This is a genomic window from Saccharopolyspora sp. NPDC002376, from assembly GCF_053593195.1.
The window spans coordinates 111,044-124,778 of sequence record NZ_JBSFBZ010000007.1; the positions used below are offsets into that span (position 1 = coordinate 111,044).

Here is a 13,735-nt window from a genome sequence, read left to right on the forward strand (position 1 = left end):
AGCCGACCAGCATCCCCCGCCGCACCACCGCGCCGCGATGACCATCCAAAATGGATGGACAAGAATCCTGGCCGAAACAACGCGGTTCGGAATCCAACGACGTCACCGCGACGAAACGCGCCAACGAACCAGAGCTCCCAGCAAACCGAATCTTCGGACAAATCGCGCGCGAACGTATACGACCACTAAGCCAGACGTCGGCGTCCCACATCCCGGCGCACACGGCCAGTCCGCAGATCACTGCAAGGTGCGACGAGGAATTTTCCTCATCGACCCGGGGGAACTGGTTCAGGGCAGCACGACCACAGTGTGCTCCAGTCCGCCATCGGCGGTCAGCGCGTGGCGAGCTGCGCGCTGAGTGTGCGGTCCTCGGGCGAGAACAGCAACGAATACACCAGCGCGACATCAGGCTGTTTGGCGAGCAGCTCCTCAACGCTGTAGTTGCTGGCCGTCTCGGCATCAGCGCCCTTGGCCGGGAAGGGGTAACCGAACAGCTGCGCCAGCAGATCACCCTTGAGGGAATCGCTGGTGTCCACGCCGATCGAGTCCGCGCTGCCGTACATCAGCACGACCTTCTGGCCCGCCTGACCGCTTTCACGGGTGGCCTGCACGGCGTCAGCGAGCTTGCCCCGGAAGGCCGTCTCCGCGGCCACGGCCTGTTCGGCGTGCCCGGTCAGAGAGCCCAGATTCCGCAGGTAGGCGACCGATTCCTGCCAGCTCGCCGGATCGGTCAGCCACAGCGGCGCGAAACCTTCGATCGCCGGCCGGCTCGGGGAATTCCGATCAGCGACCTCCGGTCGACGTCGTCTGGGCGAGCAATCCGTCGACGAGGGCTTCGATCCCCCGGGGGTAGGTGTCCTGCAAGGCCAGCGTTGCCCACTGATCTCCCAGCGAGGCCAGACGCGGGAGCTGGGACGCGCTGAGGCTGCCAATGAGGTCGTCGCGGTAGATGGGCCGCTCGTCGTCCACCCGGCGGCGGGTGGAGTTCGCCCGGACGAAGATCTCGCCGACCGTGAAGTACCAGATGCTGCGGAAGACGTACACGGCCTGCTCCGGGGTGCACCCGTGGTCGATCGCGCTGGCCACGATCGTCTCGACCAGCCACAGGGCCGGGTCGCCAAGGCGGGCGATAAACCCGTCCGCGGCGAGGACCTCCGCAGCCCACGGCCAGGCCGCGAGGGCATCGCGGATCGCGGTAGCCGCCGCGACGATGCGGTCTCGCGGTTCGGCGGGCAGGTCCGGATGCGGGATCTGGTCCGCGTACTCGCGGATCAGCAGGATCAGCAGATCCTCCTTGTCCTGCACGTGGTGGTACAGGGTCGTCGCACCGATGCCGATCTCGGCCGCCAGTCGGCGGATGGTCAGCTTCTCCCAGCCGTTCTGGTCGATCAGGCGGCGTGCCACGGCCAGGATCTGCGCACGGGAAGTCACCGGGGGGCGGCCGGTGCGGCCGTTTGGTGCTTTGGTTCGGGACACCCTCCCATCATGCCCCGCCGCGCGGAGCCGGCCGGATTCGATCTTCCCGCTCGACAGCGGACCCGTCCCGGTGCTAATTTCAGAACATGTTCGAAAACTCCACTGGCACGACGACGCGCAGAGGGACTGAGGTGCGGTGACAAACGCGGAATCGGCAAGCGGAAGGACGGCCATCGATCGGGGTGCTCGGCCGGGGCTCACCCTTGCCGCAGTGGCCGTCGTGCAGTTCATGGTGTCGCTGGACCTGTCGGTGGTGAACGTCGGACTCCCCCAGATCGCCGTCGGTCTCGGCTTCGGCGCGCTGGGCCTGACCTGGGTGATCCACGCTTACGCCCTAGCTTTCGGCGGGCTGCTCCTGCTGGGCGGCAAGGTCGCCGACCGGTACGGTCTCAAGCGCGTTCTGCTGCTCGGGCTCGCGGTGTTCGCCCTGGCTTCCCTCGCCGGCGGCTTCTCCCAAGCACCCGGCCAGCTGATCGCCGCCCGCGCCGTGCAGGGCATCGGCGCTGCCGCCCTGGCCCCGGCCGCGCTGGCGCTGCTGGCCTCGACCTTCCCCAGTGGCAAGGCCCGCGTGAAGGCCTACGGCGTGTGGAGCGCGACGAACGCCGCCGGCGGTGCCTTCGGCGTCCTGATCGGCGGCGTGCTCACCGAGTTCGCGGGCTGGCAGTGGGTGATGTTCGTCAGCGCCCCGATGGCCGCGATCGCGCTGGCCCTGGCCTGGCGCGGGGTCGCCACCGACCCGCCCGCCGAGCGCCGCGGCCGCCCCGACGTGCTGGGCGCCGTCCTGGCCACCGCGGGCATGACCCTGCTCGTGTTCGGCATCGTGCGCACCGACCAGTACGCGTGGACCTCGCCGACCACCCTGACGACGCTCGCGATCGCCGTCGCACTCCTGGCCGCGTTCATCGTCATCGAGCGGACCACCGCCCGCGACCCGCTGATCCGGCTCGGCCTGTTCACCAACCGCTCGGTCGCCGGCGCCAACGCCTACAACCTGATCTTCGGCGCCGCCATGGCCACGGCCTTCTACTTCGTGTCGCTCTACCTGCAGCGGATCCTCGGGAGCGGTCCGGCGCTGGCCGGGGTCCAGTTCTTGCCGCTCGCGATCGGCGTGGTCATCGGCTCCGCGGTCGCCATCAAGCTCGGCTACCGCGTCGCCCCCCGGACGCTCATGATCATCGGCGGGCTGGTGACCGCGACTGGCTTCGCCTGGTTCGGCCTGATCAGCGCCGACGGCTCCTTCCTGGTCGACGTCCTGGGCGCGTCGATCGTCACCAGCGTCGGATTCGGGCTCTGCCTCGGGCCGGTCGTGTCCACCGCCACCGTCGGAGTCGCACCGCACGAGACGGGCGCCGCTTCCGGCCTGCTCTCCAGCTCCCGCCAGATCGGTGCCTCGCTCGGGCTGGCCGCGCTCGGCACCGCTGCGCATGCGCGCACCGGCCAGACCGACGCGGTCGAGGCGCTCAACGACGGCTACGCGCTCGGTATGACGATCGACGCCGTGCTCCTGGTCATCGCCGCGCTCATCGCCCTCACCGTGGTACCCCGGCGCACCGGCACCGCGGCACCGGCCGAGCAGGACGACAGCACCGTGCTCGCAGAGCGGGACTGACCGCCGCAGCGGCACGTGAACAACTGGCTGCCGTGACCTGCGGAGCGCTGCGCTGGACATGTCGGCAGCAGCGAACGGCCCGCGATAGAGCGCCCCCACTGCTGGGCTGAGCAGGTAGAGCCACCGAAGTCGGGCCAGGACCTCGCGCAGCTCAGGCACCGGCTCCCCGAGCGGGCGTCGACAGCGCTGCCGAATGCAGCCGCGGAGCGTAGTCAAACTCCTGGTCAGCACCCTCGCCGTGAGCGAGGCGGCGCAGCACGCCGAAAGCCGAGGCCAGGGCGGCGGGCGATCTGCTGCGCTCCAGGCCCGCACCGCCGGAACCGGTCGATCGCCGCCACTGCGCGCAGGCAGCAGTCCGGGGCCGAAGAGCGGGAGCCTACCCGCCGGTAAGAACGCGGCGACCCGACTGCCCTGCTCGCTACGGACAGAACGCATCGTGGAGGATGGAGAGATGCCTGCAGAGGTACCCCGTGCAAGGAGCATCGGTCGACCACCGCGCCTGTCCCAGGGTGCGATCATCGCCGCGGCGAATCGCATCCTGCAGGCCGAAGGCGCCGAGAAACTATCGATGCGTCGTCTGGCGAAAGAACTGGGTAGCGCACCGATGACGCTGTACTACCACGTGCGTGACAAGGACGAGCTGCTGCTGCTCGTGATGGAGGCGCACGCCGAGCGTATCCCCCACCCGGAACTCCCGGACGACCCGCGCGAGCGGATCATCGAGGCAGCGGTCGTGCTCTACGAGCTGCTCGCCGACCGCCCCTGGATCGTCGAGGTGCTGACCGGCGACGACCTCATCGCCCCCTCCGCCCTGTGGTTCGTCGAGGTGATGCTCGACGCCGCCATCGATTACGGCCACACGCCCGAGCAGGCCGTGTACGTCTACCGCACGATCTGGTTCTACATCGTCGGCAACCTGATCATCCGGCTGAACAGCAAGCGCCGTCGGGTCCGCACCGGCACCCCCGTCTACCAGGACGAGGTCATCGCCAACCTGGCGAGCGGCACGCACCCCCACCTCGCGGCCCTTGCCGACCGCTGGCCAGAGCTCAACGCCCGCGACACGCACCGAGCGGGCCTGACTGCGATCGTCGACGGGTTGCTGCCGGTCCGCCCCGCTGCCCAGTGAAGCGGGGCGGCCGGTCGCGCTTTCGCACGCGCACAGCGCATTTCGCACTTTCCCACAGCAGGAGACCCCGAATGTCCGCGCACCGATGATCACTGGTGCGCGGACGGGGACGATCAGTCCAGCTGCAATTCGGGTGAGTGCAGCTCCAACCAGGTGTGCAGGTCCAGCACCCGCTCCAAGCCAGCCCTCACTGCGGTCGACATGCTCGCCGGGTCCTCCGCCACGGTCTGCTGCGCCCAGGCCCGGTCGATCAGTGCGAACACCTGCGAATCCGGTTCTGCGACGAGCTCTTTCACCTGCTGCTGCAACATCGCGGCGTACCCGGGGTTCTGCGGCGACGGGTACGGGCTCTTGACCCGCTCCACCACCGACCGCGGCAGCACGTGCGCCGCAGCCTGCCGCAGCAAGCTCTTCTCCCGGCCGTCGAACACCTTCAACGACCACGGCACGTTGTAGACGTACTCGACGAGCCGGTGGCTGCAGAACGGCACCCGCACCTCGAGCCCGACCGCCATCGACAACCGGTCCTTGCGGTCCAGCAGAGTGCGCACGAAACGCGTCAGGTGCAGGTGGCACGCGGTGCGCATCCGCCGCTCCTGCGCGGATTCCTCGTCGAGGTGCTCGACCTCGGCGCGGGCCGTCGCGAACTGATCGGCGGTGTAGGTCGCCACGTCGATCCGCTTCCGCAGCCCCGGCTCGATGTGATCGGACCGCGCCGCGACGCTCAGCGGGGGAATGACCGTCATCCACGGGAAGGTGTCGGCGTTCAGCGCCGCTTCGTGGTGGAACCACGGGTACCCGGCGAACACCTCGTCGGCCGACTCCCCCGACAGCGCCACCGTCGAATGCTCCCGAATCGCCTTGAACAGCAAGTACAGCGAGCTGTCGAGGTCGCCGAACCCGACCGGGATGTCCCGGGCGGCAACGGTCGCGCGCCGCACCGCGGGATCCGACAGAGCCGCCGGGTCGAGCATGACGTCCCGGTGCTCGGAGCGCACGTGGGCCACGACATCGCGCACGAACGGCGAGTCCGGGGTCTCGCGCATCTCGTCGGGGACGAAGTTCTCCTCCTGGCCGACGAAATCCACCGAGAAGCTGCGCACCTGCTCACCGCGCGAGGCCAGGTGCTGCGCCGCCAGACCGGTGATCGCGCTGGAGTCCAACCCGCCCGAGAGCAGGACGCACTGCGGCACGTCCGAGATCAGCTGCTGGCCGAGGGTGTCGGTGAGCAGTTCCCGCACGCGCGCCACGGTGTCGTTCTGGCCATCGGTGTGCTCGACCGCTTGCAGGCGCCAGTAGGTCCGCTGCCGAATCCCGTTGCGGTCAACGGTGATCAGCGTGCCCGGCCGCATCTCGCGCATGCCCTTCCACAGCGCCCAGCCCGGGGCCTTGGTCTGTCCGAACAGCTCCCGAAGGCCGTCCACGTCGACCACGTTGCGCGCCAGGGGGTTCGCCAGGATCGCCTTCGGCTCGGAGCCGAACAGCAGACCGTCCGGCGTCGGGTAGTAGTAGAGCGGCTTGATCCCCATGCGGTCTCGCACGAGGAGCAGCTTCTGATCGCGCTCGTCCCAGATCGCGAACGCGTACATGCCGTCGAGGTGGTCGACGAGGCTTTCGCCCCACTCCAGGTATCCGCGGAGCACGACCTCGGTGTCGCTGTCCGTCCGGAACGCGTGCCCCAGCGCCTTGAGGCGCTCGCGCAGTTCAACGAAGTTGTAGACCTCGCCGGAGTACACCAGCCCGATGTCGCCGGCCGGCGTACGCGCGCTCATCGGCTGCGCTCCGCCGGGCAAGTCGATGACGGCGAGCCGCCGATGCCCCAGCCCGGCGTGGGTGCGCACGTACGCGCCGCTGCCGTCCGGCCCGCGGCAGGCCATTGTCGCGGTCATCGCGTCGAGCACGTCACCCTGGTGCGTCAGATCAGCGTAGAACGACACCCAGCCTGCAATTCCGCACATCCCGCTACCCCATTTCGACTGCGTCCTGCCGCAGTGCGCTCCCGCCACGGCTCGAGCTGCGCTGGGGACCGCAAATCACGTTTGCACGGCGCCGAATTGAACCGGCTGCAGCTGCCTGACGGCTTCAGCCCGCACGAATTCCGTCAACCTAACAACCGCAGCGTTGCGCCGACAATGTTCGTTTCACCCCTGCCCCTGTGAAATTCGCATGCCGCATCGCGATCTCCGGATTCAGCTGTTGCCACGCCCGTCACCCGAGCAGGCGCAAGCGGAGTTCCTGGTCCGCGGCGAGGGCCAGCAGGTCGGCGTCGTGGCTGATGAGGACGACCACCGCGCCGGCCGCGGCGATGTCGCGCATGGTTCGCGTCATCGATCGCAGGTGTCGGCGGTCGACACCTGAGCTGGGCTCGTCGAAGATGACGACGCGGCAACCACTCAGCCGGGCCGTTGCCACGACCAGGCGCTGCTGCTGACCGCCGGACAACGAAAGCGGGTGCCGGTCACCGAAACCGTCCAGGTCGAGATCGGTGAGCACGGCGGCGGCGTGTTCTGCCTGCTCCGGAACCGCGCCCAAACGCAGCTCGGCGTCGACGCTGTCGGTGAACAGCTGCCGCTGCACGTCCTGCATGACGATCGCGGTCTCCCGCTGCCGCTGGGAGCGGGACATCGGGCAGCCGTCGAGCAGCACCTCACCCGCGTGGCGTTGCAGGCCGGCGAGAATTCGGGCCAGAGTGCTCTTCCCCGCGCCATTGGGGCCGGTGACCGCGGTGATGACCCCGGCGGGCAGATGTGCTTCCGCGATGTCGAGAACCCGACGTCCCCGGAATGCACAACGAATGCCACGAAGGAGGACACCGGTGCTATTCGCATCCGATCCAGGTGCCTGCTCCGCCGACATCGCTTCGGCAACCTGGGGAGTTCCCGCATCCACGCTGGGTCCGTGCGCGAAAGCCGTCGCCGATGCAGTTCTTCCGGGCGGGTCGAGACTGCGCAAACCTTCCTCGCGCAACTTCTCCTCGGTCAGACCGGCGAATTCCGCCCTGGACCACTCCCACCGGACGCGGCCGTCGTGGAGCACCACGATCCGGTCGGCGATCTCGCGCAGGTAGTGCAAGCGGTGTTCGGCGATGACGAGGGTCGCCCCCAGTGCCCGGAGGTGACGCAGCACCGCGGTGAGATCGTCGATTCCCTCCGGCGACAGGTTGGAGGTGGGTTCGTCGAGCAGCAGCACCGGCGGACCGTGCGCGACCGCCGCAGCGCACGCCACCCGCTGCTGCTGGCCGCCCGACAGCTCCCGCAACCGACCGGTGAGCTCGGCCAGCCCGAAGTCTGCGATCACCTTGCTGACCCGGTCGCGGATCTGATGCGGCGAATTGCCGAAGTTCTCCAGCGCGAAGGCCAGTTCGGAGTCGACGGCGTCGGTGAAGAACTGGCGACGCGGGTGCTGCAACACCGTCCCCGTCACCCGCCCGACCTGTGCGAGGTCGATGATCGGTTCGCCGCCAACGCGAACCTCACCGTCGAGGTCCCCTTCGTGGAAGTGCGGGATGAGGCCGTTCATCAGCCGCAGCGCCGAGCTCTTGCCCGATCCGCTCGGCCCGCACAGCACCACCATCTCACCACGCCGGATGTGCAGGTCCAGCCCGTCGAGGACGACGGCGTCACCACCCTGGTACGCCCACCGGACATCCTTGAGCAGGATCATCGCCAGGACCTCCACAGCAACGTCGCCACCGCCAGCAGCACCACCACGACCACGGCCACCGCGTCTGCGGGGCCGAACCGCAGCGGGTGCATCGACGTCGGCCGCGGCTGCGAACCCAGCCCGCGCAGCAGTGCCGAGGCCGAAAGGTCTTCTGCCGCCCGCAGACTCGACGCCATGAGCGGGACCGTGAAGTACTCGATGCTTCGGACGGGGTGCCGCAGCATCGCCCACCAGCCACCGAGCCCGCGCAGCCGCATGGCATCGCGCACCGCGCGCGCCTCGGCGACGATGGTGGGCACGAAGCGCAGCAGCACCGCGCTGGGCACGGTGAACGCCATCGGTACTCGCGACAACCGCAATGCGGCGGTGAACCGGGTCGGGGTGATGGTGCTGCTCAGGTGTGCGGCGATTCCTCCCACCGCCACCAAGCGCAGCGCGAACCCGGCCGTGACACCGACGACCCCGAGCACCGGCGACGCGACGGCGAGCGGTAGCAGGTAAGCCACCGCAGCGGCCGCACCGGCGGCCACCGGAATGCCGAACGCGCGCCGCCAGGCTCGCTCAGAGATCGCCAGCAGCACACCGGCGACCAGCGCCGCCGGTACGAACCACAGCCCGCCAGGCGCCATAATCGTGATGCTCGCGGCCAGCAGGATCGCCAACGCGGTGCGCGGGTCCAGCGAACGGCGTGCGACGCGCCCGTCCGGTGCGGCGGGGGCGGTCCCGGCCGGTGCGGTCGGGCCCAGTTGCGGTCTGGTGGCGGTCACACCAACCCGGCCTTGCGGAAGTGCTTGTCCAGCAACCGGAGTCCCAGCGCACCGCCGAGCAGGCCGAATACCACTGTGGACAGATCGAATGCGATCAGCACGGCCGGGGACAGCAGGGCGTCCAACTGCGCTATGTAGTCCGCCCCCATCTCCTTCATGTAGGCGCTGGAGAGGAATTCGTCGCGCGCGTAGAACAGCGGCAGGAACAACCCCGAGAACCAGATGCTGAACGCGGCATAGGCGAACACGCTCATCTTGCGGGAGCGGTACCGGCCCAACCACAGCAGCGCTTCGGCGACCAACGCCGCCAGCACCCCGATGACGAGACCGACCGGCGGGCTCCCGATGAGCAGCATGAAGCCGGTCACGATGACTGCGAACACGGTGACCATGCCGGCGTGCCGCACCCGGGTGAGGAACAGCATGAACGGCACGCCCGCCGCGACGATGCCTGCCGCGATCGACACCAGCGTCACCACCGGGTTGATGAACTCAAGCAGGTTGAACAGCCCCACCGTCACGATGTAGAGCGCGCCGAAGATGCCGATGCTAATGAGATCCCGCGGGCTCATCCGGAGATCGATGCGGGGTTCAGCAGACTTGACGGTCACGGTATCACTGTCCTCGTCTCGATTGCAGGAACGTGTTCCACGGGTTGGCGATCACGGCGTGGACGGCCACGGCATCGCCGCCCCCTGGGACGCCGCGCGGGCGCGCGCGGTGAGGAGCTCCACGACCTGGTCGCGGTGCTCCTCCAGGTAGAAGTGGCCACCTTCGAAGGTGTGGAACTCGCAGGAGCCGTCAGTGACGTCGCGCCATCCCTCGGCTTCTCGCGAGTGGACCTCCGGGTCCCGGTCGCCGTGCAGCACCGCGACCGGAGTGCGCAGCCGCGCACCGGGTTGTGGCCGGTACGTTTCGCTCAACCGGTAGTCGCACCTAATGATGGGCAGGAACGCCTGGATGAGCGAGGGGTTGTCGAGGATGTCGCGGTGCGTCGCCTCGGTGCGGCGCAGTTCTTCGACCAGCTCCTCATCGCTGCCGAGGTACACCTGGCCCGGCCGGGTCGCAGCCGGGGCCGGATGCCCGGACACGATCAGTCCCTCCGGCGGTGTGCCCGCGGCCGACAGCTGACGGGCGGTCTCGTAGCTGACGACGGCGCCCATGCTGTGTCCGAAGAGGACCGTCGGGAGCGGCGGCCCGTCGAGCGGCAGATCGGCCGCCAGCGCGGCGGCCAGTCCTTGCACGTCCGCCGGCACCGGTTCGGCATAGCGGTCCTCCCGGCCCGGGTACTGGACGGCGAGGAACTCGATGTCCCAGGGTGCCGCCGCGGCCCACGACCGGTAGTAGCTCGCGCTGCCGCCACCGTGCGGGAACAGCAGCACCCGAGCTCGGGCGTATGGACGTGGTGCGAGCCTGCGGAACGCGCCCTGGAACAACGGGTCCACCAACCTTCCGGATCTACTCGGTCGCTGCCGGGGTCATGGAGATGCTCCAGAAATCGGCGTATCGGCCACCGCGGCGCAGCAGCTCGTCGTGGCTGCCCTCCTCCACGATCCGGCCGCCGTCCAGGAAGACGATGCGATCGGCACGCTGGACGGTCCGCATTCGGTGCGCCACCATCACCACCGTCCGGCCTGCCATCAAACGCTCGATTCCCTCGTGGACGGCTGCCTCGTTCACCGGGTCCAGCGCGGAGGTCACCTCGTCCAGGAGCACGATGGGCGAGTCCTTCAGCAGTGCTCGGGCGATCGAGACCCGCTGGCGCTCACCGCCCGACAGCAGCGCACCGCCCTCTCCGACGTTCGTGTCCCATCCACCGGGCAGCCGCTCGATCACCTCGTCCAACCTCGCCGCGGTCGCTGCCGCGCGCACCTCGACCTCGTCGGCGTCGGGACGGCCGAGACGCACGTTCTCCTCGATGGTGCCGTCGAAGAGGTAGACGTTCTGGAAGACGAACGCGATCTGCGACATCAGCTCCTCGGCGTCGATCGCGCGCACGTCCACACCTCCCACGCGCACCGAGCCCGCGTCCACGTCGTAGAAGCGTGCGAGCAACTGCAGCAAGGTGCTCTTGCCCGCACCCGACGGTCCGACGACGGCGAGCCGCTGGCCCTGCGGCACGGACAACGACAGGTCCTCGATCACCGCGCGGTCGCCGTGCTGGAAGGCGACGGACTCGAACTCCAGGTCGTGGCGCTCCGGCCGGACCGGTTCGGCGGCCGTCGGCAGCGGCTCGGTGCGCAACACCGCGTCGAGACGGGCCAGTTCGGCACGTGCACCGCGCAGCTTGCCACCGATGTCCGACAGCGACAGCAGCGGATCCGCGCAGCGCGCCGCAAGCACCAGGATCGTCAGAACCTCTGCCACACCGATGTTTCCGCCCAGTGCGAGGTAGGCGCCCAGCACCAGCAACCCGCTGAACATCACCTGCACCGCGAGCGTCAGCCCCAGCACACCGGGCAGCGCCGATAGCGCGGAGCGGCGGGACGTGCGCTCGACCTCCCGCAACGAGTCGTCGAGCAGTCGGAAGCGCTCCGACGTCCGGCCACCGGCGCGCAGCACCGGCTGTGCCTGGAGGAACTCGATGACCCGTCCGGTCGCCTCCTGGTCCCGTTCACCGCGCTCCGCATCGTCGGCGGCCGTCGAGCGAGCCGTCCAGACCTGGATCAGCGCCACGACCGGCACGGCGATCAACGCGGCCAGCCCCAGCTGCCAGTTGAAGGCGAGCATCACGACGACGATCGTCAGCGGAGTCACGCAGGCGGAGATGAACGGCGCCAGCAGGTGCGCGATCACGCTCATCGCTTGCAGGACACCGCTGCTGGCCAGCACGGACACCTCGCCGACGCGGCTGGCGTCGTACCAGCCGATCGGCAGTCTGGCCAAGTGGTCACCGAGGCGGTGGTACATGCCGCGCAGAAGTGCAGCTCCGACCCGGAAACCGGACAGGTCGCTGGTGTAGCGCAGCACCGCGTAGACCACGACCGCGGCCCCGAAGGCGATCAGCCAGGGCCAGGCATCTCCAGGTGCACTTCCGAAAAGCGCCCGCAGCACCGGAACCAGCAGTGCGTATGACAGGCCCTCGGCAATCGCGGTGATCGTCATCAGCGCAACGGTGCGGCGCATCGGCCGGGCGTACTCGATGCCCAGCACGCGCAACAGCATTCGAATCATCGGAGCTGGTCTCCTCGCAGTGCAGCACCGTCGGTTTCGGCCTCATCGGCGAGCGCCGATTGGTGGGATCGCCAGAACGCGGCGAACTTCCCGCTCTGCGCCAGCAGTTCGGCGGGACTGCCCCGTTCCGCGATCAGCCCGTCCTCCAGCATCACGACGGTGTCGGCGTCGGCGACCGTTTCCAGGCGGTGGGCGATAACCAGGATCGTGCGATCGCCCTCCAGCGTCGTCAGGGCCTGGCGCACCGCCTGTTCGGTCTGCGGGTCGGCGAAGGCGGTCGCCTCGTCGAGCACCAGGACGGGCGCGTTGGCCAGCAGCGCGCGTGCGACCGAGATCCGCTGCGCCTCACCGCCCGACAGCCCGGCGTCTTCACCGATCACCGACTCGTACCCGCGCGGGAGCTCGAGAATCCGGTCGTGGATGTTCGCCAACCGGGCGACGCGAACCACGTCCTCGCGGTCGGCGTGCGGCACCGCCAGCGCAATGTTGTCCGCGACCGACGCGCGCAGCAGCCGAACGTCCTGGAAGACGAAGGAGACCGTCCGGTAGAGCTCCCGGCCGCCCAGCTCGCGCAGGTCGACGCCGCCGAGGTGCACCGAACCGCTGGTCGGGTCGAAGAACCGGGGCAGCAGTTGGACCAATGTGGACTTCCCGCTCCCCGACGGCCCGACGATCGCGGTGACCGTTCCCGGTTCGAGCACCAGGTCGATCCCGCGCAGCACCTCGTGCTCGGCTTCGTAACCGAACCGCACGTCGCACAGCTCCACTCGGTGGCCCTGCGGTGCGACCGGGTGTGCGGGCTCTGGCAGCGACTCGACCTCGAGCACCTCCCGGATCCGGCCGACCGCGCGCCCAGCCGCCTGCATCTCGTCGAAGCCGTGGCCGAGGGCCGCTACCGGAGCGGTCAGGCCCAGTCCGAGCAGCAGGAACGGCAGCAGGTCGACCGGGGCCATGCCACCGGTCGTGATCAGCGCGGCACCGCCGCTGAGCACGACCACCAGGACGAAGGGCGGTGACAGCACCAGCTGCATCCCCGCAGCGATCCCGGAGATCCCGCGCACCCACCGGTAGAAGGTGCCGACGAAATCGTCCGCGGCCGTGCGGAACTTGCGGTGCGCGCGGCCGGATCCGCCGAACGCCTTCACCACCGAGATGCCCTGCACAAACTCCACGACGGAGCTCGAGATCCGGCCCATGGCCGCGTCGAACTCCTCCTGCTCGCGCTGCCGGGTGGACGTCATCATCAGCGGGACCAGCGCCACCGCCAGCACCACCGGGATCAGCGTGATCAGGGTGAGACGCCAGTCGACGGTGAACAGGTAGATCAGCGATGCCAGCGGCACCACGAAGGCCGAGACGAGCTCACCGGGGGTGTGGGCGATGAACGGGTGCACGGCGCTCACGTCCTCCCCCACCACCTTCGCCAGCTCGCCGGTCCGGCGCCGGGAGAACCACCCGATCGGCACACGCCCCAGCCGCGCGGCCAGTTGCCTGCGCAGCGCCAGTTGCACCTTGCCGTCGACGAGGTGCCCGGTTCCCGCCGATGCGGCCGTGAACAGCAGCCGGACGAAGAGGCCGACCGCACCCGCGATCACCACGAGCCAGACGTGATCCCGGTCGACCGGGCCGGGCGACAACAACGTGCGCCCCAGTTCGACAACCGCCAGCAGAGGCGCCAGCCCCGCGAGCGCACCGATGACCTGAAAGACGACCACGGCCGCGAAACTCCAGGCGTACGGGCGCAGCAGCCGCCCGATGCCCTGGTTCGCAACGGGATTCGCATCCGCTGGTGGCGCGGGCCGCTCCACCGCCGCAGCGGAGTCGATCGCGTTCATCACCCTCCCCAGTAATTTTTAATACGCGTACGATTATTACCGTACCGCGAACGAGCTCGGCGGGCTACCACCTGGCGGGCAG

The 13,735-nt window shown here is 69.1% G+C and carries 11 protein-coding genes; 2 read left to right on the plus strand and 9 right to left on the minus strand.

The window, feature by feature from the left end; genetic code table 11:
* Positions 1–332: 332 nt before the first annotated feature.
* Positions 333–884 carry an ABC transporter substrate-binding protein gene (locus ACWCO2_RS07955; RefSeq protein WP_450127009.1) on the minus strand — a complete coding sequence of 184 codons (552 nt, stop codon included), beginning with the start codon at positions 882–884 and terminating at the stop codon, positions 333–335.
* Positions 784–1,431, minus strand: a complete 648-nt coding sequence (locus tag ACWCO2_RS07960; RefSeq protein ID WP_450126962.1) for a TetR/AcrR family transcriptional regulator — start codon at positions 1,429–1,431, stop codon at positions 784–786. Before ACWCO2_RS07960 ends, ACWCO2_RS07955 begins: the two co-directional genes overlap by 101 nt.
* Before the next feature lie 256 nt (positions 1,432–1,687).
* Between ACWCO2_RS07960 and ACWCO2_RS07965 the strand changes: the two genes are divergently transcribed.
* Complete coding sequence (locus ACWCO2_RS07965) at positions 1,688–3,085, plus strand: MFS transporter (RefSeq protein ID WP_450126963.1); 1,398 nt, start codon at positions 1,688–1,690, stop codon at positions 3,083–3,085.
* A 451-nt stretch (positions 3,086–3,536) separates the two neighbouring features.
* Positions 3,537–4,214 (plus strand): TetR/AcrR family transcriptional regulator, encoded by a 678-nt coding sequence (locus tag ACWCO2_RS07970; RefSeq protein ID WP_450126964.1) that lies wholly within the window; start codon positions 3,537–3,539, stop codon positions 4,212–4,214.
* Between the two features lie 113 nt (positions 4,215–4,327).
* Here ACWCO2_RS07970 and asnB read toward each other — a convergent pair whose 3' ends face one another.
* The 7 genes from asnB to ACWCO2_RS08005 all read right to left on the minus strand — a co-directional run bounded on the left by asnB (position 4,328) and on the right by ACWCO2_RS08005 (position 13,653).
* On the minus strand, positions 4,328–6,172 hold the full coding sequence (asnB, locus tag ACWCO2_RS07975; RefSeq protein WP_450126965.1) for an asparagine synthase (glutamine-hydrolyzing): 1,845 nt from the start codon (positions 6,170–6,172) through the stop codon (positions 4,328–4,330).
* Positions 6,173–6,422: 250 nt separating this feature from the next.
* Positions 6,423–7,877, minus strand: a complete 1,455-nt coding sequence (locus ACWCO2_RS07980) for an ABC transporter ATP-binding protein (protein WP_450126966.1) — start codon at positions 7,875–7,877, stop codon at positions 6,423–6,425.
* Positions 7,874–8,644: an energy-coupling factor transporter transmembrane component T gene (locus tag ACWCO2_RS07985; RefSeq protein ID WP_450126967.1), complete on the minus strand. Its 771-nt coding sequence runs from the start codon at positions 8,642–8,644 to the stop codon at positions 7,874–7,876. Before ACWCO2_RS07985 ends, ACWCO2_RS07980 begins: the two co-directional genes overlap by 4 nt.
* Positions 8,641–9,255 carry an MptD family putative ECF transporter S component gene (locus ACWCO2_RS07990; protein ID WP_450126968.1) on the minus strand — a complete coding sequence of 205 codons (615 nt, stop codon included), beginning with the start codon at positions 9,253–9,255 and terminating at the stop codon, positions 8,641–8,643. Before ACWCO2_RS07990 ends, ACWCO2_RS07985 begins: the two co-directional genes overlap by 4 nt.
* 51 nt (positions 9,256–9,306) lie before the next feature.
* Positions 9,307–10,089 (minus strand): thioesterase II family protein, encoded by a 783-nt coding sequence (locus ACWCO2_RS07995; protein ID WP_450126969.1) that lies wholly within the window; start codon positions 10,087–10,089, stop codon positions 9,307–9,309.
* Positions 10,090–10,102: 13 nt separating this feature from the next.
* Positions 10,103–11,818 carry an ABC transporter ATP-binding protein gene (locus ACWCO2_RS08000; RefSeq protein WP_450126970.1) on the minus strand — a complete coding sequence of 572 codons (1,716 nt, stop codon included), beginning with the start codon at positions 11,816–11,818 and terminating at the stop codon, positions 10,103–10,105.
* Complete coding sequence (locus ACWCO2_RS08005; protein WP_450126971.1) at positions 11,815–13,653, minus strand: ABC transporter ATP-binding protein; 1,839 nt, start codon at positions 13,651–13,653, stop codon at positions 11,815–11,817. The genes ACWCO2_RS08000 and ACWCO2_RS08005 overlap by 4 nt, the downstream gene beginning before the upstream one ends.
* Positions 13,654–13,735 lie beyond the last annotated feature (82 nt).